The organism is Streptomyces sp. NPDC001108, from assembly GCF_053598535.1.
In genome coordinates, this window is sequence record NZ_JBSFKL010000018.1 from 24,895 (window position 1) to 47,820 (window position 22,926).

At 70.1% G+C, this 22,926-nt stretch carries 16 protein-coding genes and 1 pseudogene; 7 read left to right on the forward strand and 10 right to left on the reverse strand.

The features are described from left to right. The 5 genes from ACWC97_RS29485 to ACWC97_RS29505 form a co-directional block, all read right to left on the reverse strand. The gene (locus tag ACWC97_RS29485; protein WP_450652574.1) at positions 1 to 1,035 is read right to left on the reverse strand and encodes a 3-oxoacyl-ACP synthase III family protein; all 1,035 of its coding nucleotides are present in this window, start codon (positions 1,033 to 1,035) and stop codon (positions 1 to 3) included. A gap of 161 nt (positions 1,036 to 1,196) precedes the next feature. Beyond that, the gene (locus tag ACWC97_RS29490; protein WP_450652576.1) at positions 1,197 to 3,668 is read right to left on the reverse strand and encodes a beta-xylosidase/alpha-l-arabinosidase; all 2,472 of its coding nucleotides are present in this window, start codon (positions 3,666 to 3,668) and stop codon (positions 1,197 to 1,199) included. Continuing rightward, positions 3,665 to 4,486 carry a carbohydrate ABC transporter permease gene (locus tag ACWC97_RS29495; protein ID WP_385215960.1) on the reverse strand — a complete coding sequence of 274 codons (822 nt, stop codon included), beginning with the start codon at positions 4,484 to 4,486 and terminating at the stop codon, positions 3,665 to 3,667. The genes ACWC97_RS29490 and ACWC97_RS29495 overlap by 4 nt, the downstream gene beginning before the upstream one ends. Next, entirely contained in the window at positions 4,483 to 5,418 is a 936-nt protein-coding gene (locus tag ACWC97_RS29500; RefSeq protein ID WP_352279090.1) for a carbohydrate ABC transporter permease, read from the reverse strand. Before ACWC97_RS29500 ends, ACWC97_RS29495 begins: the two co-directional genes overlap by 4 nt. A 32-nt stretch (positions 5,419 to 5,450) precedes the next feature. Continuing rightward, entirely contained in the window at positions 5,451 to 6,752 is a 1,302-nt protein-coding gene (locus tag ACWC97_RS29505) for an ABC transporter substrate-binding protein (RefSeq protein ID WP_352279092.1), read from the reverse strand. A 141-nt stretch (positions 6,753 to 6,893) separates the two neighbouring features. Between ACWC97_RS29505 and ACWC97_RS29510 the strand changes: the two genes are divergently transcribed. Then, positions 6,894 to 7,925 (forward strand): LacI family DNA-binding transcriptional regulator, encoded by a 1,032-nt coding sequence (locus ACWC97_RS29510; RefSeq protein ID WP_352279094.1) that lies wholly within the window; start codon positions 6,894 to 6,896, stop codon positions 7,923 to 7,925. A gap of 168 nt (positions 7,926 to 8,093) precedes the next feature. On the opposite strand, the gene ACWC97_RS29515 is transcribed toward ACWC97_RS29510, so the two are convergent. Beyond that, a complete protein-coding gene (locus tag ACWC97_RS29515; RefSeq protein WP_450652579.1) occupies positions 8,094 to 9,209 on the reverse strand; it encodes a glycoside hydrolase family 5 protein in 1,116 nt (371 codons plus the stop codon). Positions 9,210 to 9,247: 38 nt separating this feature from the next. Next, positions 9,248 to 11,839: a glycoside hydrolase family 9 protein gene (locus ACWC97_RS29520; protein WP_450652581.1), complete on the reverse strand. Its 2,592-nt coding sequence runs from the start codon at positions 11,837 to 11,839 to the stop codon at positions 9,248 to 9,250. Between the two features lie 858 nt (positions 11,840 to 12,697). Between ACWC97_RS29520 and ACWC97_RS29525 the strand changes: the two genes are divergently transcribed. The 3 genes and pseudogenes from ACWC97_RS29525 to ACWC97_RS29535 all read left to right on the forward strand — a co-directional run. Next, positions 12,698 to 13,774 (forward strand): lytic polysaccharide monooxygenase auxiliary activity family 9 protein, encoded by a 1,077-nt coding sequence (locus tag ACWC97_RS29525; RefSeq protein ID WP_450652582.1) that lies wholly within the window; start codon positions 12,698 to 12,700, stop codon positions 13,772 to 13,774. A gap of 787 nt (positions 13,775 to 14,561) precedes the next feature. Further along, positions 14,562 to 15,992, forward strand: coding sequence for an endo-1,4-beta-xylanase (locus ACWC97_RS29530; protein WP_450652584.1), 1,431 nt, complete (start codon positions 14,562 to 14,564; stop codon positions 15,990 to 15,992). A gap of 449 nt (positions 15,993 to 16,441) precedes the next feature. Further along, positions 16,442 to 17,161 (forward strand): annotated as a pseudogene (locus ACWC97_RS29535) (phosphatase PAP2 family protein); the annotation flags it as partial. 57 nt (positions 17,162 to 17,218) lie between these two features. Here ACWC97_RS29535 and ACWC97_RS29540 read toward each other — a convergent pair. Together ACWC97_RS29540 and ACWC97_RS29545 are read right to left on the reverse strand one after the other, a co-directional pair. Next, complete coding sequence (locus tag ACWC97_RS29540; protein ID WP_385215984.1) at positions 17,219 to 17,923, reverse strand: response regulator; 705 nt, start codon at positions 17,921 to 17,923, stop codon at positions 17,219 to 17,221. A 60-nt stretch (positions 17,924 to 17,983) separates the two neighbouring features. Then, positions 17,984 to 19,465 carry a sensor histidine kinase gene (locus ACWC97_RS29545; protein WP_450652586.1) on the reverse strand — a complete coding sequence of 494 codons (1,482 nt, stop codon included), beginning with the start codon at positions 19,463 to 19,465 and terminating at the stop codon, positions 17,984 to 17,986. A gap of 666 nt (positions 19,466 to 20,131) precedes the next feature. Here ACWC97_RS29545 and ACWC97_RS29550 point away from each other — a divergent pair. The 3 genes from ACWC97_RS29550 to ACWC97_RS29560 all read left to right on the forward strand — a co-directional run bounded on the left by ACWC97_RS29550 (position 20,132) and on the right by ACWC97_RS29560 (position 21,651). Further along, positions 20,132 to 20,533 carry a PP2C family protein-serine/threonine phosphatase gene (locus ACWC97_RS29550; protein WP_450652644.1) on the forward strand — a complete coding sequence of 134 codons (402 nt, stop codon included), beginning with the start codon at positions 20,132 to 20,134 and terminating at the stop codon, positions 20,531 to 20,533. Positions 20,534 to 20,674: 141 nt separating this feature from the next. Continuing rightward, positions 20,675 to 21,067 carry a PadR family transcriptional regulator gene (locus ACWC97_RS29555; RefSeq protein WP_352279109.1) on the forward strand — a complete coding sequence of 131 codons (393 nt, stop codon included), beginning with the start codon at positions 20,675 to 20,677 and terminating at the stop codon, positions 21,065 to 21,067. Beyond that, the gene (locus ACWC97_RS29560) at positions 21,064 to 21,651 is read left to right on the forward strand and encodes an HAAS signaling domain-containing protein (protein ID WP_450652589.1); all 588 of its coding nucleotides are present in this window, start codon (positions 21,064 to 21,066) and stop codon (positions 21,649 to 21,651) included. The genes ACWC97_RS29555 and ACWC97_RS29560 overlap by 4 nt, the downstream gene beginning before the upstream one ends. A 125-nt stretch (positions 21,652 to 21,776) precedes the next feature. Here ACWC97_RS29560 and ACWC97_RS29565 read toward each other — a convergent pair whose 3' ends face one another. After that, positions 21,777 to 22,874: a M23 family peptidase gene (locus ACWC97_RS29565; protein WP_450652591.1), complete on the reverse strand. Its 1,098-nt coding sequence runs from the start codon at positions 22,872 to 22,874 to the stop codon at positions 21,777 to 21,779. Between the last annotated feature and the right edge of the window lie 52 nt (positions 22,875 to 22,926).

The window sequence follows — 22,926 nt, forward strand, 5'->3', positions numbered from 1 at the left end:
TCAGACCCCTTCCAGGGCGAAGCCGGACTTGATCCACTTGCTGGACTCGACAGCGATGCCGATGGCACGCTCGCCCGGCTCCAGCACACCGACGAGGCGTTCGAGCTGGAGGAACGGCAGCGCGTTGCCCGTGTTGGCGGTGTCCGCGACGCAGGTGATCTCCCGGGCCCCCGGCAGGTTCAGCTGTTTGACGATCTTCCCGGTCATCCGGCCGGAGAGCTGCGGCGGCAGCAGATAACCGACGTCGTCCGGCTTCCAGTCCAGCGCATCCAGCAGCTCCGCCATGATCTCCGCGGCCATCACGGGAACCCGCTCCTCGATCGCCTTGTAGTCCTCGGCGACCCCGGCCCCCTCGGGGGGCTTGCCCTGGGCAGGTCCGTACCACCGCAGGACCTGTCCCGGCTCCTGCCCGAGCCCGGTGAGCCTGTTGAGCACGCCGCGGATGGCGGGGCGCCCGGGGGCGGACTCGGTGGTGAGCACGGCCGCCCCGGCCCCGTCCCCGAAGAGCACCGCGTTGACGAGCTCCTCCGGCCGCAGGCTCATCAGGTCGGCGTCGAGGTCGAAGAACTGGGCACACACGTCACCGCCGAGCACCAGCGCGTTGGTGTGCCCGGCCGACTGCAGCATCCGACGGCCGACGTCCAGTGCCTGCACGGCGCCACAACAGCCGGACTGCAGCTGATAGGTCGGTACGTCGTTGATGCCGAGGCGGTCGGCGACGAGATTGACGGTGGCCGGCATCAGCTGGTCGGGGGTGGCGGTACCCATGACCAGCACATCGATCTCACCGGGCTCCAGCCCGGCCGCGACCAGCGCGCGGCTGCCCGCCTCCGCCGCCAGCTCCGTGAGGGAGAAAGCGAGGTCACCGGAGTCCAGGTCGATCGCCAGATGCCGGGAGCGGGTGCCGATGAACGCGTCCACCCACTGCTCCCACAGCGCGTCCATGCCGAAGCGGCGGGCGAGGGCGGAGTTGTCGATGGGCGGGCCGGGAAGAGCGCTTCCGACCGAGCGTATATGGATGTCCGGGATGTCCATCGCGGTCCTTCCTCAGGTGTTCATGGGCTCCCGGCGTCATCGTGCGGAGCGTTCCTAAAGGCCGACTTACGGTGGCCTTAAAGAGCGTTTTGTCCTGGCGGAGATGTGGGGGGACGCGGGTGCGGCCACCCGGAAGGCCGCTCCCGCCGGTGTGCGCCGGGCTACGGCGCCTCCATGAGAATCTCCGTCGCGGTGCCCATGTGCAGCCGACGGGTGTGGTCGACCGTCCGCACCGGCCCGGTCAGCGTGACCCGGGCCGTGAGGCGCGGGTCGGTGCTCGACGCGCTCAGCCGCAGTTCGAGATCGCCCGGCTCGACGATCCGGTGGCCGTCGCGGCCCGTGAAGGACGCGAGGTCCGCCGGGACCGTCAAGCGCACCCTGGCCGCCCGTCCCGGCCCCAGGTCGAGGCGTGCGTACCCGATGAGGCGCTGAACGGGCTGGACCACGGAGGCGACGGGGTCGTGCAGATACACCTGGATCACTTCGGTCCCCTCCCGGGCACCGGAGTTGCGGACGGTGCAGGAGAGCGTGAACTCCCCTTCCGTCGAAGCCTCTCCGTGCTCCACGACGAGGTCGCCCCACTCGAACGCGGTGTACGTCAGTCCGTGGCCGAATCCGAAGGCCGGGGTCGGGTCGACACTGGACACGTCGCTGGAGTGGCCCAGCCGCGCCGCCAGGTACGTGCAGGGCTGGGAGCCCGGGTGGCGCGGCACGCTGACGGGCAGCCGGCCGGAGGGTTCGGCGCGGCCGCTGAGCACCGAGGCGATGGCCCTCGTTCCTTCCTCGCCGGGGAAGAACGACTGCACGATCGCGGCTGCCTCGTCCGCCGCCCGCCCGAGGGCGTAGGGACGTCCGGCGAGCAGGGTGACGACGACGGGGGTGCCCGTGTCGAGGAGCGTGTCGAGCAGCTGCTGCTGGACGCCGGGGAGCGCCAGGTTCTCCGCGTCGCAGCCCTCCCCGCTCGTGCCGCGCCCGAAGAGACCGGCCCGGTCGCCGAGTGCGACGATCACGAGGTCGGCGCTCCTGGCCAGTTCGGCGGCCTCGCCGAACCCGTCGGTGTCCGGGCCGTCGATGTCCGCGCCCCGCGTGGTGACGATCTCGCTGTGGGGGAACTCGGCCGCGCACGCCTCGCGCAGGGTGGGCAGTTCGATGCCGAACGGGGTCTCGGGGTGTTGGCCCCCGACGTGGACGGGAAAGGCGTAGCAGCCGAGGACGGCCGTCGGGGTGTCGGTGTTGGGCCCGATGAGTGCGATACGGGCGGGGGCGCCGGCGGCCGCGTCCGCCGCCAGCGGCAGGGTGCCGTCGTTGCGCAGGAGCACGACGGCCTGTTCGGCGACGCGGCGGGCGAGCGCGCGGTTCTCGTCGGTGTCGAGCCGGACGGTCCCGCGCAGCGCCTCCGGGTCTCCGTCCGCCGAGCCGTCCGCGCCTGAGGCGAGCACCGGCGGCACCGGCCTCCATTCCGCGTCGAGTAGCCCCAACTGGGCCTTCTGGACGAGGACTCGGCGTACCGCACGATCCACCAGCGCCTCCGGTACGACGCCCTGGGCGATCGCGTCGGTCAGCGGGCCGCCGAATGTCTTGACGGTCGGCAGCTCCACGTCCACACCCGCGCCGAGCGCGGCGCCGGCCGCTTCTCCGAAGGTCCCCGCCACACCGTGCAGCGTCTTCAGGAACGCGATGCCGAAGTAGTCCGCGACGACGGTCCCGCCGAAGCCCCAGGTGTCGCGGAGGAGACCGGTGAGCAGCGGTCCGTCGACCGCGGAGGGGATTCCGTCCGTGTCGGTGTAGGCGTGCATGACGGACCGTACGCCGCTTTCGCGTACGGCCATCTCGAACGGGGGCAGGATGATGTCGGCCCGCTCCCGCGCGCCCATGCCGACGGGGGCGAGGTTGCGGCCGGCCCGTGAGGCGGAGTACCCGGCGAAGTGCTTGAGCGTGGCGACGACCCCGGCCGACTCCAGTCCCCGCACGTAGGCGGTGGCGACCGTCCCCACCAGGTACGGATCCTCGCCGATCGTCTCCTCGACGCGGCCCCAGCGTGCGTCGCGTACGACGTCGAGGACGGGGGCGAGCCCCTGGTGCACGCCGACGGAGCGCATGTCACGGCCGATCGCGGCGGCCATCTCGCGAATGAGCTCGGGGTGGAAGGTGGCTCCCCAGGACAGCGGGACCGGGTAGGCGGTCGCGCCCCAGGTGGCGAAGCCGGCAAGGCATTCCTCGTGGGCGATCGCCGGTATACCGAATCGGTTCGCCCCAGCGATGCGCTCCTGGGTGCGCGCCAACGAGAGGGCGCCCACGGCCGGGTCGACCGGGGCCGTTCCGAACGGGCGGGTCAGCTGGCCGAGGCCGTCCGGAAGAAGGTCGTCGAGGGCGACGGGCTCCTCCATGTCGTGCTGGAACGGAGCGACTTCGCCGCCCTCGTCGGAGGCGCCCACCCAGACGCCGAAGAGCTGGGCGACCTTCTCCCGGAGGGTCATGGCGGCGATCAGGGCGTCGGCCCTGGCCCCGGGAGTGAGAGCGGCATCGTGCCAGGGCCCGGTGAGGCGGTCCGCCGGGGCGCCGGACACCGGCGCCCCGGTTCCGGTGTTCCCGGCGGGTGTCCGCGCGCCGGCTTTGTCGATGTTGGCGGTCACTTTCCTCCCACTCCCATCAGCCCTTGTACCAGGGCACGGCGTGCGAACAGATAGACGATCAGGATGGGGAGCATGGACAGGACGACGGCGGCGAGCAGGCCCGGGGTGTCGACTCCGTGTTCCGTCTGGAAGTCGTAGAGCCCCAAAGTGATCACCTTGGTCTCCGCCGACTGTGTCAGGACGAGGGGGAAGAGGAAGCCGTTCCATGCCTGGAGCGCGGAGAAGACGACGATCGTCGAGATCCCGCTCCTGGACAGCGGCAGCACCAGCTGGAAGAAGACCCGCCGGGACGAGGCGCCGTCCATCGTCATCGCCTCGTACAGATCGGGGGTGATGTCCCGCATCACGCCTGTGAGGATCAAGGCGCACACCGGCATGGCGAAGGCCGCCGTCGGCAGGATGACGCCGATCAGGTGGTCGTAGAGGCCGGCCTCGCTGATGACGAAGAACATCGGGACGATGACCGCCTGCGAAGGGATCGCCAGACCCAGGAGGAACAGCCGGAAGACCGTGGTGGTGGCGCGGCCCCGGCTCCTGACGATGGTGTACGCCAGCGGCGGGACGAGGAGGACGACGATGCCCACCACGCACACGGTGACGATGACGGTGTTGAGGAAGTACTGCGCGAAGCCGCCGTTGAGGTCGTTGGCGTAGTTGTCGAGCGTGAAGTGCTCGGGGAAGGACAGCGGGCCGTTCGCCGCGTAGTCGGGGCGCGTCTGGAACGTGGCGACGAGCATCACGTACAGCGGCAGCCCCACCACGAGGAGCCAGACCAGCGAGCCGAAGCCGGCGAAGTAGTTGGGACGGCTCTTCCTCACAGTCCCTCCATGGTGCTGCGCATCCTGTCGTACCCCGAGAGCCGCACCATGATCAGCGAGATGACCGTGGAGACGAGGACCAGCAGAAGGGCCATGGTGGACGCCGCCCCGTAGTCGAAGCTCTTGAACGCCTTCTGGTACATGTAGTACGCGGTGATGGTGGTGTCGCTCCCCGGTCCGCCCTGGGTCAGGATGAGCACGGTGTCGAAGGTCGTGAGCCCGCCGACCACCATGAGGATCATCGAGGTGATGATCGAATTGCGCAGCTGCGGCAGCGTGACGTGGAAGAACTGCCGTACCGTGCCCGCGCCGTCGATCTGCGCCGCCTGGTAGAGGACCCGCGGCACCGCACGTGCCGCGCCCTGGTAGATCAGCGTGTGCAGTGGGGTGAACTGCCAGGTGCTGACGAAGACCAGAACGCCGATCGCGGTGGCCTGCTTCCCGAACAGGTTGCCGTCGCCGAACAGCCAGGTGGCCTGCGCGGGGACACCGAGGTTGGGGTCGAGGACGGCGCGCCACAGCACGGACACGGCCGCGACGGAGAGCAGCATCGGGACGAAGTAGATGGCGGACAGGACGGCACGGTTGCGCTGGTGCCCCGCCGCCCAGACCCCGAGCAGGATGCTCAGTGGGGTCTGGACGGCGACCCCGGCCACGGTGAGCAGGACGCTCAGCCAGAGGCTCTTGATCACGACGGGATCGTCGAGAAGCGTCCTCCAGTTGTCGAGGCCGACGAATTCCGGGTCGCTCAGACCGTCCCAGCCGGCGAAGGAGAGTACGGCGACCATGATGAGCGGGACGATGGCGAAGAAGCCGAAGAAGACGGCGGCGGGGACTGCCCAGAGGATTCCCGGGCGGCCCGCTCCACTGCCGGACGAGCGGGCCCTCCTGGTCGTGTCACCGTCTGTGGAGGAAGGTGCGGTTCGGGTCATGTCACGTGTTCCGGGTCCGGATCTCAGTGGGCTCACGAGGTCGGCAGCGCCTGCATGGCCTTGATGAAGGCGTCCTCGTCCATCGAGCCGTTGAAGAACTGCTGGAGGGACTGGTACATCGCGGTGGCCGCCGACTGGGGATACGCCTGGTCCCAGGAGAGCTGGAACGCCGGGGCCGCCTTGACCATGCCGTACTGGAACTTCGCGAACTCGGGGCTGGCGGCGGCGTCCAGGAAGTCTTCGGTGTTCGTCGTGGTCGGCAGGTTGCCGATGGCGAGCTGCGCCTTGACGAACTGTTCCGAGTACATGAGCTTCAGGAACTCGGCGACGGCCTGTGGGTGCTTCGTCTTCTTCAGCACGGAGTAGAAGTTGTTGGTGTTGCCGACGAGGTTCGCCTGATCGCCCTTGCCGCCTCCGACCGAGGGGAAGGCACTGTATCCGAGGTCGCTCTTCGCGAACTCGGGGTACGCGTCCTGCTGCGTCGCATACTCCCACGAGCCCATCAGCTCGAAGCCGGCCCTGCCGGTCGCCAGGAGCGTGGGGGAACCCTGGTCGGTGAACTTCACCGAATCGAAGTTGGTGCCGAAGGCTCCGGCGTCCACCAGTTCCTTGATCCTGCTCAGAGCCTTTCGGCTGTCCGGGCTCGCCCAGGCGTCGTGGTCGCCGTCCAGGGCCTTCCGGAAGAGCTCGGGGCCGGCGATGCGGTCGTACAGGTACTCGAACCACATCAGCGTCGGCCACCGGTCGCCGCCGCCCAGGGCGATCGGGGTGACGCCTTCGGCCTTCAGCGCCTTGACCGCCGCCAGCAGGTCGTCCCAGGTCTTCGGAGGTTGGACACCCGCCTTCTTGAGGACCTTGCCGTTGTTGAAGAGCAGCACGGGCTGTGTGCCGCGCATGGGTATCCCGTAGGACGTGCCGTCGACCACCGCGCTGTCGAACACGGACGGCAGGAACTTCGCCTTGAGGTCGGGATCCTTGGCGATGAAGGGGTCCAGCGGGAGCAGCAGACCGGCCCGGACGAACGGCCTGATGCTGCCGCCGCCCCAGTTGAAGAAGACGTCCGGCGCCTGCTTGCTGTTGATGATCGTCTGCAGCTTGGCCTGGTAGTCGGCGCCCGGGACCGTGTCCAGGACCGCCTTCACCTTCGACGTCTTGTTGAAGGTGGCGACGATCTCCTTCTCCACCTTGTTCCCCGCGTCCCCGTAGACCAGGACGTGGATGGTGTCGTCGCCGGCCGCACCGGAGTCTCCTCCGCACCCGGACAGGGACAGCACCAGGGACAGCACGGCACCACCGACGGCAACGGTCCGCGAGAACCGTGCGTGTTGTTTCATCGGCACACCTTTCGAAACTATTTCGGAACAGCTCTCGAAACTTCCTGGACCGGGACGCTAGGACTCCCCGTCTCAGGGGGTCAACCCTCGGTCACCGCGTTATCAAAGCGTTACGCCTGGGCGGCAGTTGTCCTGTGCCTTATGCTCCTCGCCATGCGCGATGACGAGAAAATGGGCCGCATCACCCTGGCTCAAGTGGCCGAGCGGGCCGGCGTCTCCATTTCGACAGTTTCGAAGGTCCTCAACGGACGTCAGGACGTGGCGCCCCCCACGCGGGTCAAGGTGGAGCGCCTGCTGGAGGCCCACGCCTACCGGCGCACCACCCGGTCGGCCAGCGAGGCGCCCCTCATCGAGATCGTTTTCCACGAGCTGGAGAGCATCTGGGCGATGGAGCTGATCCGGGGGGTGGAGAACGTCGCCAAGGACCACGGCGCCGGCGTCGTCCTCACCGAAAGCGGAACCCGTCACTCGCCCAGCCCCGACTGGATGGAGGCGATGCTCCAGCGGCGGCCGCTCGGTGTCGTCCTCGTCTTCTCCGCCCTGCCCAGCGAGGTCAAACAGAAGCTCAGGGCTCGTTCGATCCCGTTCGTCATCATCGACCCGGCAGGCGACCCCGACCCCGACGTACCCTCGGTCGGCTCTGCCAACTGGAATGGCGGGCTGGCCGCCACCCGGCACCTCATCGAGTGCGGGCACCAGCGCATCGGGGTCATCACCGGACCCGAGGACATGCTCTGCTCCCGCGCCCGGCTCGACGGCTACCGGTCGGCGATGACCATGGCCGGGCTGGAGGTGGACCCCGGACTCATCCTGTTCGGCGACTTCCACGTGGAGGGTGGATACGACCGCGCCACCGAGATGCTGTCCCGCCCCCGGCCACCCACCGCGATCTTCGCGGGCAGCGACCTCCAGGCACTCGGCGTACTGGAAGCCGCCCGGGTGCACGGCCTGCGCGTTCCCCACGATCTGTCGGTGGTCGGCTACGACGATGTGTCCATCGCCCGCTGGGCCAGCCCGGCCCTGACCACGGTCCACCAGCCGCTGCGCCAGATGGCGGAGGAGGCCGCGCAGATGCTGATGCGGCTACGGGCCCAGGAACCGGTGTCCACGCGGCTGGAGCTGGCCACGAGCCTGGTCGTACGCAAGAGCACGGCGCCACCGCCCGGGAACTGAGCACGGCACGGGACCACGGCCCGTGCGAGGCGAAGGGCCACGACCCCCGGGCGGGTGGGGGACAGCGTTCCACGGGCCTTGCCGTCCGGAGCGACGGGCAGCCCTTCGGCCGCCCGTCCTCACGTGGATGATCGAGGCCCTTGGATCCGTCCCGCCCTGGCCGGCCGGTCAGCCGGTGGGGAACGAGTCGGGGGTGCTGATGCGGTTCTTGATCAACGCCCCCGACTCGGTCAGCACCCCGCTGCCGCTGTAGTCGCCCCCGTCGCAGGTGCCCGGCCTGAAGGCCGCGCTGCTCTCGTCCGCGTCGGAGTAGGTCCAGTTCGCGTAGCCGATCCTCAGCTGATCCAGCAGGTCCAGCCAGGCCGTCGTGCTCGCCCGGTCCATCGCTCCCCCACCGGTGGCACTCACCGTGCCGAACTCGGTGACGAACAGGGGAAGTTGTGAGGCCGCTCGGCTCAGCGTGGCGCGGTAGGGGTCCTTGTGACTGGCGGCGTAGAAGTGGAAGGCATACATGATGTTGTCCGCTCGGACGGGGTTGTTGACGACCTCGTTCTCGTTGGACCCGTCCGAGGTGCCCAGTGAGGACCAGCCGCGGGTGCCGACGACGATGACGGCATCCGGGTCAGCGGCCCGGATCACCGGAATGACCTGTTCGGCGTAGTCCTTGATGGCCGTCCAGCCCACTCCGTTGGGTTCGTTGGCGATCTCGTAGATCACGTTCTTCTTGTCGGCGTTGCGGGCCGCGACGGACGCGAAGAACGTCTTGGCCCGGTCGAGGTTGTTGTTCGGATCGCCGGGCGTCAGGATGTGGAAATCGACCATGGCGTACATGCCGCGCGCCTCGGCCATGTCGACGAGGCCGTTCACCCGGCCTGTGAAGCCCGCCGGGTCGGTCTCGTAGCCGCCTTCCTGGACGTACATGGCCACGCGCAGCAGGTCCGCGTTCCACTCCTCCGCCAGCGCGTCCAGGGATGCGGCGTTGTAGCACTTGCCGAACCACTGGATGCCGTGGGTGCTCATGCCCCGGAGCTGGACGGGGCGGTCGTACTGGTTGCACAGGTGCACGCCGCAGACGTGGAGTTTCCCGTTGATGTCCACGGGGGTGCCGGTGCGCTTCGCGGGCGGGTCGGCGTGCGGAGGGTCCGCCACGGAGCTGGTACAGGCGACACCGTTGGCCAGGTGGCCGCCCCCGCATCCGGCGGCGGTCACCGCCTGGGGGCCGAGCAGGGCCGTCAGGCCCAGGACCATCGCGCAGGTGGTCAGTAGCGTCAGCAATCGGTTCACAGCGATTCTCCTCGTGCGCGGTGGGACGGGTCGGCCGCTCATCGTCGTGATGCCGTCCCGCAGGCCCTGCCGTTCAGCCTGAAGACCTGGGGGTCGTGCACGAGACCGGTGGGCCGGCCGTTGAAGCCGAACCGCACCGTGTCGCCGGGCGCGAGGGCGGCGTTCCAGTTCAGGGCTTCGGCGGTGACCCGCGGGCCGGTCCGTCCGATGTCGGCGCCCCAGGCGTCGGTCACCTGCTGCTGGTCGGCGAAGGTCCAGTCGAGCCGCCAGGGCCGGACCGTGTGGTCGCCGGTGTTCTTCAGCGCGACGTGGGTGGTGAAGCCGTTGCTCCAGCGTTGCGAGGTGTAGGTCACCTCGCACTGACTCTTCGCGGGCTCACCGTCGCCCAGATCATCCGCGAAGGACGCGACCCAGGCGAGCGGAGCGTTCCAGTTGATGGTGATCTCGTTCGTGGCCCAGGACTCGATGTCGTCGATGTAACACATCGCCGGTGCGCAGCCCTTCAGCTTGGCCTGCGCGACCGGGTCCTCGATGGAGGCGTTCGGACCGCCGGCCAGGGATCCCGGTGCGGGATGCGGCAGGGCGGGGTCGAGCTGGTTGGCCCAGAACCGGTGGTGCTGATTGCGCGAGTCCCGCTCGCCGTACCCGGTGACATAGGACTGGTTCAGCGCGTTGCGGCCCAGAAGGTAGTCGAGTCCGCGCAGTACAGCGTCACGGTAGGCGGTCCTGCCGGTCAGGTCGTACGCCGAGCCCAGGACGACCATGTTGTTGGCGACCTGGCTGTTCGATCCCCATACGTAGCGCCCGTCGTCGGGGGCGTACGGAAGACCGTACGCGGCCCCGTCCGAGTCGGCCGCGTATCCGTCGGCGGCTTCGGTCACCGTGCGGCGTACCGTGGCGAGTTCCTCGGCGGACAGCCCGCCCGGGACGCTCGCGAGGTCCAAGGCGCCGAGCCCGGCGACCGAACCCCAGGACATGCCGCCGCGCGGGAAGACCGCTTCGGTGTCACCGTGCAACGGGGAACGGAGGAGTTCCTGGCGGTATCCGTCCTCGCCGGTGGTGAGGAAGAGTTCCGCCGCCGCCCAGTAGAACTCGTCCCGTACGTCGTCGTCGTTGTAGGCGCCGCCGCCCGTGGCGTCCTGCGGATCGGCGAGGACGTCCGGATGGGCCTTGGCCGCTGTCCACGCGGAGCGCGCGGCCGCCCGGCACCGCGCGGCGAAGTCCGCGTCGTAGACCTGGAAGAGGCGGGCGCACTGGGCCGCGGTCGCCGCCAGGTTGAGGGTGGCCGCCGTGGTCGGCGGATGCAGTTCCCGGGGCTGGGGGTCACGGTCCGGCCTGAGCGGCAGTCCGGTCCACGCCCTGTCGTGCAGCTTGTGGTGGGCCATGCCCGCCAGCGGCTCTTCTGCGGGCACCTGCATCCGCATGAGGAAATCCAGCTCCCAGCGCGCCTCGTCGAGGATGTCGGGGATGGCGTTCCCGTGCTCGGGCAGCCGGAGTCCGCCGTCGCCGAGCGGTTCGGCGTCGGCGTTCTCCTCGTACAGGGTCCGCTCGAAGACGGACATCAACTGGGCCACCGCTATACCGCCGTTGACCACGTACTTGCCGTGGTCACCGGCGTCGTACCAGCCCCCGGCGGCGTCAAGGCGGTAGTCGCACTCGCCCGGCCTGCACGGTACGTCGTTGTCGCCCTGGTTGGGGCTCACACCGAGATGACCGGCGGGCCGCGCGTACCGTTCGCCCACGATGTCCGCGTCGATCTCGATGCCGCTGCGGTTGTGGTAGAAGTACGCGAGCGCGTCGGTGCGCAGCGACGCGTAGAGGTCGTCGCCGATAGCGAACGGCTCGCTCTTCTTCCCGGCGACCGTGACGGTGTATCCGTCCCCCGGGGTCGTCACCGCACTGAAGTCGAAGGTGTGGACGTTCTGCCGCGAGGAGGCGTCCACGCCCGCCGGAGTGGTGGTGCCCTCGGCCACGCGTGTTCCGGCGGCCGAGTCGAGTGTCCAGGGCAGCGGGTCGGTTTCGTCGGTGACGACGGTGCCGGACTTGGGGCCGTGCGTGAGGTATCCGACCTGGTTGATCCGGACCGGGGATCCGGTGTCCGGTTCGTACGGTGGCGGCGCGGTTCCGCCGCGCAGCGACACGTCGTCGACGCAGAAGGTGAATGCCTCGGCACTGCCCCCGATCTGGAAGACGAGTTGCGCCGCGTCGTGGTCGGTTCCGGCCGTGAAGGTCTCGGTGACGCGTTCGGCGGTCGCCCCGACCGGTTGCGTGGTGGCGAGTTCCGTGGTCCACGGTTCGGTCTCCATCTGCACGTTGGCGCGGATGGTGACCGGCACGGTGGATGTCGCCGTGTAGCTCAGGGTGTATTCCTCGTCGGCGGCGAGGGCGAGCCGGTTCTGCCCGACGATGGCGTCCCAGGCGTTGGCCGTGCCCCCGGGTACGTCGGCACAGAGGCGTCCGTCCGAGACGGTGACGGGGCTGTTGGCCGTCGACCACCAGGGGGCGGTACCGGCGGAGAAGTCCCCGTTGACGATGAGCTCGGGGGCCTCGTCGGGGGGCTGGGCCGCGCCGACGGGTGCCGCGAGGGCGCCGGCCAGCAGCCCTGCGGTGGCTACGGCACCTACCCACACGCTGACGCGTCTGGAGCGGTCCGATCGGCGGAACGAACGGGACGGGCGGGGAGCGAGCGACTGGTGTCTCGGCACGCCGAAGTCCTTACGGGAGGGGCCGGAGCACGCGGCGGCTGGGGCACCGGCTTGCGTCCGGCGGGGTACGGACAGGAGTGGGAGCGCTCCCACCAAGTTCGAGGCCGCAGGACGCTCCGTCAAGCGATTGGACAGAATTCGCCGCCCCGCCGGAGTCGTGATGGGCGAACCCCCGGACCCGCCACGGCCGCCCGTTCCCCGAGCGGGCGAGGCCCGGCACCGTCGCACCGGCGGGGACGAAAGCGGACTGGCGACCGACGGGTTGTCAGGAGCACGGCAGTCCTCCTACAGTCCTGTGGTGTCAACGGGTGGGAGCGCTCCCATAGTTGGCCGGCAGCCGACGCTGCGGAATCCGTATTCGTCCCATCCGGTCGCCCCTCCCAGGGAGGCCCCGCATGCGAGCGTCACCACACTCCCCCACTCCCACGCGCAGCCCGTTCATGGCTCCTGTCGGCGTCGGCCCCTCGACTCCGCCCCCATCACCCGCCTCTGTACAAGGCGCGGACCACGGTGATGCTCGCCGCACCGCACGTCCCGATCCGGGCGTCGCCCACTCCTGCGGTGCGGCAGCCGGTCCCCCTCTGCGACCGCGGCCCGGCTCCGGCAGCTTTGCCTCCGGCAGGACCGACGGCCCTGGCCCCCACCGGCCACGACGATCCCGACCACCGCACTCGCCGGGGCCGGCGCCCTCCTGACCCAAGTACCCCGAGACGCCTCGACCGACGGCGACCGCAAGAGAGAAGCACAACCGGAAATCCATCTTACACAGGCACAGGAGACCTCATGGCCCGACGCAAAAAACTGTTCGCCTCCCTGGCGACGGTGTTCGCGACCCTGCTCGGCGGAATCGGCCTGACATTAATGGGCCAGGGCAACGCGCAGGCACACGGCGTCACGATGACACCGGGATCGCGTACCTACCTCTGCATGCTCGACGCCAGGACCGACACCGGAGCTCTGGACCCGACGAACCCGGCATGCAGGGCCGCGCTCGACGAGAGCGGCGCGACGGCGCTGTACAACTGGTTCGCCGTGCTCGACTCCAACGCGGTCGGACGAGGGGCGGGTTACGTCCCGGACGGAAAGCTGTGCAGTGCCGGTGACCGGTCACCGTACAACTTCACCGCCTACAACGCCCCACGCTCCGACTGGCCCCGGACGCACCTGACGTCCGGGAAGACGATTCAGGTCAAGCACAGCAACTGGGCAGCGCACCCGGGCTCCTTCCGGGTGTACCTGTCCAAGCCCGGCTACTCGCCCAGCACCGAGTTGGGCTGGGACGACCTGGAACTGATCCAGACCGTCACCGACCCGCCGCAGGCAGGTGGGCCCGGGACGGAGGGCGGCCACTACTACTGGGACCTGAACCTGCCCTCGGGCCGCTCGGGCGACGCGGTCATGTTCATCCAGTGGGTGCGCTCGGACAGCCAGGAGAACTTCTTCTCCTGCTCGGACATCGTCTTCGACGGCGGCAACGGCGAGGTGACCGGCATCCGCGGCTCGGGCGGCACCCCGAATCCGACGCCCACTCCGACCCCTACGGCCCCGCACACCGGGTGCATGGCCTCCTACAGCGTGACCAACTCCTGGAACGGCGGCTTCCAGGGCTCCGTCGAGGTCATGAACCATGGGACGACGGCGCGTGAGGGCTGGGCCGTGCAGTGGAAACCCGGCCTGGACACCAAGGTCGGCAGTGTGTGGAACGGTGCGCTGACCACAGCACCCGATGGGACGGTCACGGTCAGGAACCTCGACCACAACCGCACCATCGAACCGGAAGGCAGTGTCACCTTCGGGTTCACGGCGACATCGACCGGCAACAACTTCCCGGTCGGCTCGATCGGCTGCGTAGCCCCGTAGCCGCTGATGCGCGCAGTGCCGGTTCCCGCAGTGCGCGGGAACCGGCCTCTGCCGTGCGTGACACTCGATCGCCGAGCCGATGAACAGCGTGAACGCCCCTCGCGCATACCTCTACAGGTCCGAAACTTTTTCGGCAGCCGCGCACGACTACGCCACGCACCCCAGCATGCGGTGACCGATCCGCATCGCGCTCGACGCCGGGTGGGTAGCCTGCACAGCCGCCGAGAGCTCAGCAGTCCGCGCCGGTGCCGACGTGCCGGACCGGAGAGAACAGACCTCCGGCACCCGCACCGCCGCACCACTTCCTTGCTGCGGCCACAGGCCCCTCCGGTCGGCGTGACCTCGTGGATCCGCTGCTCGAAGGCCGACGCATGGCCGGCCGACCCACTGGTCGCGCAGCGCAGCCCCGGCCGAATCCACCGCTCGGCGGTCATCCGCTCCCCCCCGCTCCGGCCCCGACTGCATGGCATCCGCCGACGGCCGTGCCAGGGTGAACCGTTCATCTCAGTCGGGTTCGAAACTTTCGGAACGAATGAGGAAATGTTTTCTGTCGATGGTATTGACGATGCATGCCATCCCCTCAATCATTCCTGTCTGGGCAGCCGACCGTACGAACACTCCGGTCCCCCGGTCTCGGGGAGCCCATGAACCGTCCCCGCCCATGCCGTGACCGGGGTGTGCGGTGATGCGGTACTGCCCGGGCTCCGGGCCGTCCCGTCCGCCGACCGGGCGCGAATGGGGCTCTCCTTACCCGCCGTTCAGTGATTTCTAGCTTGGAGGCACAGTCATGGGCTCCTATCCCCTTCCCAGACCTCCTGTCCGCCTGAAGATCCGCAGCCTGCTGCTGACACTGGTCGTCGGTGTCCTCGGTGTGGTCACCACCCTGGTGTCCCCGCCGGTCTCGCACGCCGCCGAGAGCACGCTGGGCGGCGCGGCGGCACAGAGCGGCCGGTACTTCGGCGCTGCCATCGCCTCGGGCAAGCTGGGTGACTCGGCGTACACGACGATCGCCGGCCGCGAGTTCAACTCGGTGACGGCCGAGAACGAGATGAAGATCGACGCCACCGAACCGCAGCAGGGCCGGTTCGACTTCACCTCCGCCGACCGCGTCTACAACTGGGCGGTGCAGAACGGCAAGCAGGTACGCGGTCACACCCTGGCCTGGCATTCCCAGCAGCCCGCCTGGATGCAGAACCTCAGTGGCAGCGCACTGCGCCAGGCGATGAATGACCACATCAACGGCGTGATGGCCCACTACAAGGGCAAGATAACCCAGTGGGACGTCGTGAACGAGGCATTCGCCGACGGCAGCTCGGGGGCCCGGCGGGACTCCAACCTCCAGCGCTCCGGAAACGACTGGATCGAGGTCGCCTTCCGCACCGCGCGCGCCGCCGACCCGGCGGCCAAGCTCTGCTACAACGACTACAACGTCGAGGACTGGACCTGGGCCAAGACCCAGGCCGTGTACGCCATGGTCCGGGACTTCAAGCAGCGCGGCGTGCCGATCGACTGCGTCGGCTTCCAGTCGCACTTCAACAGCGGCAGTCCCTACAACAGCAACTTCCGCACCACTCTCCAGAACTTCGCCGCCCTCGGCGTCGATGTGGCCATCACCGAACTCGACATCCAGGGCGCCCCCGCCTCGACGTTCGCCGCCGTGACCAACGACTGCCTGGCCGTCCCACGCTGCCTCGGCATCACCGTCTGGGGCGTGCGCGACAGCGACTCCTGGCGATCGGAGCAAACACCGCTGCTGTTCAACAACGACGGCAGCAAGAAGTCCGCCTACACCTCCGTCCTCAACGCGCTCAACGGCGGCTCGTCCACACCGCCGTCCGGTTCCGGAGAGATCAGGGGTGTCGGTTCGGGCCGGTGCCTGGACGTGCCGAACTCCGGCACCGCCGATGGCACGCGGTTGCAGCTGTGGAGCTGCAACGGCAACTCCAATCAACAGTGGGTTTCCACCGCCGCAGGGGAGCTCCAGGTCTACGGCAACAAGTGCCTGGATGCCGCCGGTACCGGCAACGGAGCCAAAGTCCAGATCTACAGCTGTTGGGGCGGCGACAACCAGAAATGGCGCCTCGACTCCAACGGCTCCATCGTCGGCGTCCAGTCCGGCCTCTGCCTCGACGCCGTCGGCAACGGCACCGCCGATGGAACCCTGATCCAGCTCTACTCCTGCTCGAACAGCAGCAACCAACGCTGGACCCGCACCTGACGGGACCTGCCACCGACGAAAGGGCGAAACCGTGAGAGCCGGCAGTGCGGCTTCTCCCGACCCTCCAGGAAGACACCGTTGATGGCCCCGGGCCGCCGCCGAGGTAGCGGCGGCGGCCCGGGCGATCGGCTGCCCTGCCCGCTCCGGATCCGGTGCCCGCCGGGGCCACGACGGGTGGACTCCGTACGACGCCCGTCATAGGTGCCGGTTCCCTCCCGCCGGGGCAGTGGACGGAGAGCTCTTCCGGCTCGAACGAATCCAGTGCTCGGACCTCTCATCACCGCGAAGGACATAACAAGGCGGGGACGGCTGCCGAGACCGCATCGCTGCTCCTGGACGGTCCAGCCTGCCGGAGGATTTCGGCGTGCTGTCAACCCTGACGATCGTCAGGGGCCCGCTTGACTTTCGGGTCGGGTGGAAACAACGCTTCGGCTTCTACCGTCCGGACCATGACATACACGCACAGGAATTCAAGGAGGACCGGCGCGACAGGCGGCGCTGCCGGGTCCAGGCCCGTCCTTGCCGCGGCCGTCCTCTGCGCGGGGGCCGGGGCGGTGGCGTGGCTGGCGCCGGAGCGGGGTGGTGGGGCGGGGCCGACGCAGGTATCGGCCGGGTGGTCGGCCGACGGCTACCAGCGGGTGGCGGAGGCCGTCGGCGATGCCCCGCAGTCGGTGGCCGCGCTGCTGAAGCCGGCCACCGAGGCCGGGTTGCTGGTGCTCGGGCTGCTGCTGGCGTTGTGCTGGTGGACGGCTCGGGTCCGACGGGCCGCCGGGGAAGTCGCGGGGGTGGCGCTGGTCGGGCTCGGCACAGTGCTGGCCTACGGGGCGAGCGAGGTGCTGAAGGTACTCCTCGACGAGGAGCGGCCATGCCGGGCACTGGTCGAGTTGCCGAGCACGGCGATCGCCGGGTGCCCGCCGTCGGGTGACTGGTCGTTCCCCAGCAACCACGCCACTCTGGCGGTCGCGCTGGCGACCGGGCTGGTGCTGCTGCGCCCGCGCTGGGCCCTGTTGGTCGTACCCGTCGGCGGGGCCACAGCCGTGCTGCGGGTGGCGGCCGGGGTGCACTACCCCCACGACGTCCTCGCCGGCGCCGCGCTCGGCGCCACGGTCACGGCGGCTGCGGTCCTCGCTCTGCGGCCGGCGGCCACCACCGCCGTGTCGGCCCTGACCGGTGTACCGGGCCTCGGACGGCTGCTGTCGGCGCCACCGGCCCCGGGCGCGGAGGCTTCAGTCCCGCAGGCCGCCCACGCAGGTCTCGCCGAGGGCCAGCCCGGCCTCGTGGGCGAGGACGGCCGCGGCCGCCCGGTTGGCCACGCCCAGTCGCGCCAGGATGGAGCTCACATGGGCCTTCACCGTACCTTCCACCACTCCCAGTCGACGGGCGATCTGACCGTTGGACAGCCCGGCGGCGACCAGCGTCAGCACGTCCCGTTCGCGGGTGGTCAGGGCGGCCACCCGGCCCCGGGCGCCGGCACGCCGGTCGGCGGGGCCTCCGGCCCCGGTCGCGGCCAGGTGGGCGACCACCCGGGCGGCCACCTTGGGTGAGAGGTAGGCCGCCCCTCCGGCCACCGCGTGCACTCCGGCGAGCAGCTCCTCGGGCTCGCCGGACTTGATCAGGAATCCGTTCGCGCCACCGCTGAGCGCGCGCAGGATGTAGTCGTCCTCACCGAAGGTGGTCAGCATGAGTACTCCGCCGGCCAGCCCGCTGCGGCGGATCTCGGCGGCGGCCGTGATGCCGTCCGTCCCGGGCATCCGGATGTCCAGGACGGCGACGTCCGGCCGGTGGCGCCGGACCAGTTCGACGGCCTCCCGGCCGTCCCCGGTCTCGGCGACGATCTCGATGCCCGGGTCGGTGGTGAGGACGGCGCGCAGTCCCGCTCGGATCATGGGTTCGTCGTCGGCGAGCAGCACCCGGATCGGTGCGGTGGTCATCGGCGGCTCCTGTCGGTCGCTCGGTGTGGAGGTGGTGAGGGGAAGGAGGGGCGGCGGGCGTCAGGAGCGGAGCACCTCCCGTGAGACCAGCCGGGAGTCCTGGAAGCAGAGCCGGTAGGCATCGCCCGCCCGGTCCACGAACAGTTCGGCGGTGATGGCGTAGTACGTGCAGTAGACCCCTTCCCCGGACGGCGGCGCGGGCGTCGAGGCCCCGCTCGGCGGGTGGTACGGCAGCCGGTGGCCCGGCAGCAGCCGCTCGACCGAAGCCTGCTCCTGCCCCACCTGGAGGGTGGCGTAGACCTCCGGGTCCAGCACCGACAGGCTGACCACATAGACCGTCCACACGCGCAGCGCCACGGTCAGCAGTGCGGCCGTCACCATCGGGACGAGCACCACGCCGGCCAGCGTCCGGCCGACCCTGCGCCGGGCCCGTCGCAGTTCGCGCACCGGCGACGGCGGGGCGGCGGGCGGGACGGGCCCGGTGGCCCGGCACGGCAGCGCGGCCACGACCTCGAACCCGCCGTCCGGGCGGACCCCGTGGGCGAAGGCGCCGCCCGCGAGCCGGACGCGCTCGGTCAGCCCGACAAGACCGCGCCCACCACCGGCGCGAACTGGGGAGGGCGGGGCGGAGGCAGTGGTGGGAGTTGCGCCACGCGGGGTTGGCGCGGGCGCCGCCGACGCCGCTGCGGGGGCGGCGGGCGTGGGCGCGGGGCCGTTGGCCACCCGGATGCGGGCGCCGTCGGCCGAGTACGCCACCTCCACGACGACGGCCGATCGCGGCGCGTGCTTGGCCGCGTTGGTCAGCGCCTCCTGCACCACCCGGTACGCGGCGTGCTCCGTGGCGCGCGAGAACCCGTCCGGGGCCCCGGTGATCTCCGAGCGGACGTCAAGACCGGCGGCGGCCGCGTCCGCCACCAGATGCGGGATGTCCGAGTCGGCCGGTCCCCGGACCGCGGGCGCGCCGACGTCGCTCTCGTCCCCGTCGCGCAGGATGCCGATCACCTCGCCGAGCCGCTCCACGGCGGCGGCCGCACCCGCCCGGATCTCCTGGACGGCGTCCCGATGGGGCGGGGCGAGACCGGGGGCAAGCTTGAGCGCCCCGGCGCGCAGGGCGATCAGACTGAGGTCGTGCCCGAGAGCGTCGTGCATGTCCTGGGCGATCCTGGCCCGTTCCCGCAGCCGGGCCTGTTCGGCGACCAACTGCTGCTCGCGTTCCAGTCGCTCGGCGCGCTCCCACCCGGCGCGCACCAGCTCCTGCGACTGCCGCCAGAACCGGCCCAGCAGCCACGGCCCCATCCCGGTGCTCACGGCAAGCACGACGAACCGCAGGCCCAGCACGAGCCAGGAGGGCACCAAGCCGACCACCAGCACCCCGGCCGCCACCAGGACGGCGAAGACCACCGCCGCCGGCCGCACCCGCTCCGTCCGCAGCCCGGCCAGAAAGGAGAAACCGATCGCCGGCAGCGCCCACCAGAGGCTCGTGACACCGAGCCCCACACACACCGACGCCACCACGGGCAGCGCCGCCCCACTCATCCTCATGCCCACGACCCTACGAGGACCGCCGCCTCAGCGGATCTGTCGAAAGTCATGTCCGAAACCGCCCGGGGCCCGGAAACGTATTCCGGGTGGCCGTCGTCCGGCTGATACGGAGCTTCCGTAGCCATCGTCCCAAGTCATTGACCATGGCCGACGCTATGCAGGACAGCAGTGACACCCGGGACAGGGCCGAACCCGACACCGTCGGGCAGCGGCGGGGGCAGCCTCTCCTTCACCGGTCCTGGGGAGATCGGGGGCTGGGCCGGACCATGGGTTGCCTGGCCCGTGGGGAAGCCGTCCACCTCCAGTCCGGCTCCCGGACGCCTCTGAGGACCTCCAGCAGCAGGCCGAGGGAGCAGGGCCCTGCACCGCCCGGGCACGGCTTCCTCCTCTTCCGGGCTCGCGACGCTTTCACGGAGCCCGTATGCCCGGCGTGCCCCGACGGACGGTGGAGGGCGGCCGACCGACAGCACGTCGCTCGTTGGAACGGGCCGCCGGGGCGGATGGCTCAACCGTTGTGTCCTGTCACGGGCCAAGGGGTACGCGTCGGGCGATGCCGTCCCCAGCGCGTGCCGACCACTCCGCGCACGGCACTATCCGTCCCCAGGATTGGAATACCAGTGAGCGAGAAGAAGAACCCGGTGTCGGCGGCCGCGGGGAAGATCGCCGATAAGGTCCGGGACACCGTCGGCCCGCACAACGAAATCCCCGGCGCCTCTCCTCATCCGGGGCCAGGCGCTCGTTACCCATGCGATGGAGAAGGAAGCGGACCCGCCGATGGGGTTCCCGTCGACCCTTGTGCCCGGCCGACGTCACGTTCACGAGATCACCCTGGAGCCGGGAGACCGTGTGCTGATGTACACGGACGGCGCGACGGAGTCCCGTATGCGCAACGGCACGGAGTTCGGACTCCAACGTTTCGTCGACTACGTCGTACGCGCCGCCGCAAGCGGAGAACTGGCTCCGGAAACGCTGCGCCGGCTCACCCATTCCCTCCTGGAATCGGAGAGCACCGGCCTGCGGGACGACGCAACCATCCTGATGTTCGAGTGGAAGCCTCCGCAGCCTTGAGCTCGCCCTCCCCCGCCGCGTGATTGCGGAGCGGGGACTCCTCCCCCTGCGCCGGGGTGGCGGCGGACCGCCGGTTCGGGGAACTTCCGGCGTCGCACTCCACGTCCCATCATGGTCGCATCAACTGGTACCTTGTTATGCATGGAACCTGGCTCCGCAAGTAACAAGGCACTGGAGAAGGTCGAGGTCCAGCTCCGCAAAGGGGTTCTGGAGTACTGCGTCCTGGCCCTTCTGTGGAACGGCCCCAAGTACGGGGTCGAGTTGCTCAACGAGTTGCAGGACACCGGCAGCCTGGCCACCGGCCAGGGCACGGTCTACCCGCTGCTGTCACGGCTGCGACGCGACGAACTCGTCGCCACGACCTGGCAGGAGTCCGCGTCCGGCCCTCCGCGGCGGTACTACCAACTGACCGAGACCGGACGCGCGGCACTCACCGCGTTCGCCGGGATCTGGCCAGGATTCCGCGACACCGTCGACCATCTCCTCACGCCGGCCACCACGCATCGGCGCACCCCCGGAAAGGCGCAGCCTTGAAGACCAACGACACTCTGGTCCAGGAGTACCTCGCGGCCGTCGAGCGAGAGAGCACGGCGCTGCCCCAGGCGGCCCGCCAGGAGCTCATCGCCGACCTCAGCGAGCACATAGAGGTCGCACGCGCGGAACGGCCCGGCGAGGTCCGGACGATCCTCCGCGAGGTGGGCGACCCTCGCGTGATCGCGAGCACCGCCCTCCACGAGTTCGGCCACCCCGGCGAGCCGCAGCCCCCGACCTCCCGCCGTCGCCGCTCCCCGGCCTGGCTGCCTCTCGTGCTGCTGACGATCAGCGCTGTGCTGCCCTACGTGGGTGACCTCGTCCTGCTGAACTGGATCGGCCTCGTCATGAAGGTCACCGCCGTGGTGATGGTGTGCCGCTCCCGCCACTGGACGGCGGCCCGGAAGTGGATCGGGCTCACCCTGACCACACTCCTTCCCGCGATCATCAGCACCACCTGGTACCTGGCCTTCGTCGCTCCCGGGAACACCTCGGTGATCGACACCTGGCGCTGGCCACTGGTCGCGGTCAGCCTCGTCCTCACTCTGGGCGGCGCGGGATGGCTGTGGCGCACCAGGCGCCCGTGATCACGCAGGTTCCGGGTTCTGGTCCCGGCGCCACGAGTGCAGAACACCGCCCTCTCCGCCACGAGCCCGGCCCACGGGGCTCCGCACCCGGCGCGGGGCCGGGTGCGGAGCCGCGGAGCGGGTTGTCAGCTGATGCGGTTGTAGATCGCCGTGCCGGGGCAGGCGGTGACGCCGGAACGGGTGGCGCAGCCGTTGTACTGGCTCGCGCCGCTCCACCAGGTCCAGCCGCCGATGGTGCGGCCGTTCAGCCAGGTGTACTGGCCGACGTAGTTCGCGTCGTACGTCCGCAGACTCCAGTGCACGTGGGCTCCGGTCGCGGAACCGCCTGCGCAGGTGTCGGTGCCGATGTTGCCGAGCAGGGCGCTGCGGGCGATCGACGTCCCGTTGTAGTAGGTGGCGTTCCACATGTGGTAGTAGTCCGTCGAGAAGCCGCCCGGGTGGATCACCCTGGTCCAGCCGCCGCCGGCACCGCACATCGAGGTCGCCGTGCCCTCGCGGGAGGAGCGGACCCGGCCACTGGCGTTGCCGCCGGAGAAGTCGAGGCTGCTCCAGTAGCCGGTCGAGCCGTCGCTGGAGTGCGGGCCGCCGGTCAGGGTCATGTAGTAGTCGGGCATCCAGGGCAGCAGCAGCCCGTTGGTGTTGGCCATGGCCCCCACCGACGACGTCTGCGGCTGCGGCGCCGCCTTGCGCTGCGCGTATGCCGTCATGGTCTGCCGCTCCGCCGTGCCGACCAGCGGGGACTTCGCCACGTGGTCGGCGAATTCGCGGTCCCCTTCGAGGCCCGCGACCCAGCGCCCGCCCGTGCGGTGGGCGATGTAGAGCCAGCCCTCCGGCTCGCCGTGTCGTGTGCGCGGCGCTTCGACGTAGGCGACGCCTCGTGCCCAGTCGCGCGAGGCGGTCCGGACGTCGACGACCACCTTGCGGTCCTCGGCGGCGAGTTCAGCGACGGCGGCCTTGGGGGTGAGGCCCTTGGCGTCGTGGGACCGGGAGAGGACATCGGCGGAGACGGCGTCTATCAGTGCTTCGCGGTCGGCGCCGAGGCGGTCGGCGATCGTGGCCGGCATCTTCACGGTGACACCGGGGGGTGACGACGGGGCGGCGGCCACCGAGGCCGCCGTCGCGGCCGAGTGGCGGTTGCCCGCCACCGCCGAGGGCGCGGCGGCAAGCAGCCCGGTGGCGGCGAAGACGGCGAGGACGGTTCTCACCAACGGTTTGGAAAGCATGGGAGGTATCCCTTCTGCATAAGAGGACTTGCCGGGCCGACCGGTAGCGGGA

Coding starts and splice junctions, on each gene's coding strand:
- ACWC97_RS29485 (WP_450652574.1), bottom strand. CDS start 1,035: ATGGACATCCCGGACATCCATATACGCTCGGTCGGAAGCGCTCTTCCC.
- ACWC97_RS29500 (WP_352279090.1), bottom strand. CDS start 5,418: ATGACCCGAACCGCACCTTCCTCCACAGACGGTGACACGACCAGGAGG.
- ACWC97_RS29505 (WP_352279092.1), bottom strand. CDS start 6,752: ATGAAACAACACGCACGGTTCTCGCGGACCGTTGCCGTCGGTGGTGCC.
- ACWC97_RS29510 (WP_352279094.1), top strand. CDS start 6,894: ATGCTCCTCGCCATGCGCGATGACGAGAAAATGGGCCGCATCACCCTG.
- ACWC97_RS29525 (WP_450652582.1), top strand. CDS start 12,698: ATGGCCCGACGCAAAAAACTGTTCGCCTCCCTGGCGACGGTGTTCGCG.
- ACWC97_RS29530 (WP_450652584.1), top strand. CDS start 14,562: ATGGGCTCCTATCCCCTTCCCAGACCTCCTGTCCGCCTGAAGATCCGC.
- ACWC97_RS29540 (WP_385215984.1), bottom strand. CDS start 17,923: ATGACCACCGCACCGATCCGGGTGCTGCTCGCCGACGACGAACCCATG.
- ACWC97_RS29545 (WP_450652586.1), bottom strand. CDS start 19,465: ATGAGGATGAGTGGGGCGGCGCTGCCCGTGGTGGCGTCGGTGTGTGTG.
- ACWC97_RS29555 (WP_352279109.1), top strand. CDS start 20,675: ATGGAACCTGGCTCCGCAAGTAACAAGGCACTGGAGAAGGTCGAGGTC.
- ACWC97_RS29565 (WP_450652591.1), bottom strand. CDS start 22,874: ATGCTTTCCAAACCGTTGGTGAGAACCGTCCTCGCCGTCTTCGCCGCC.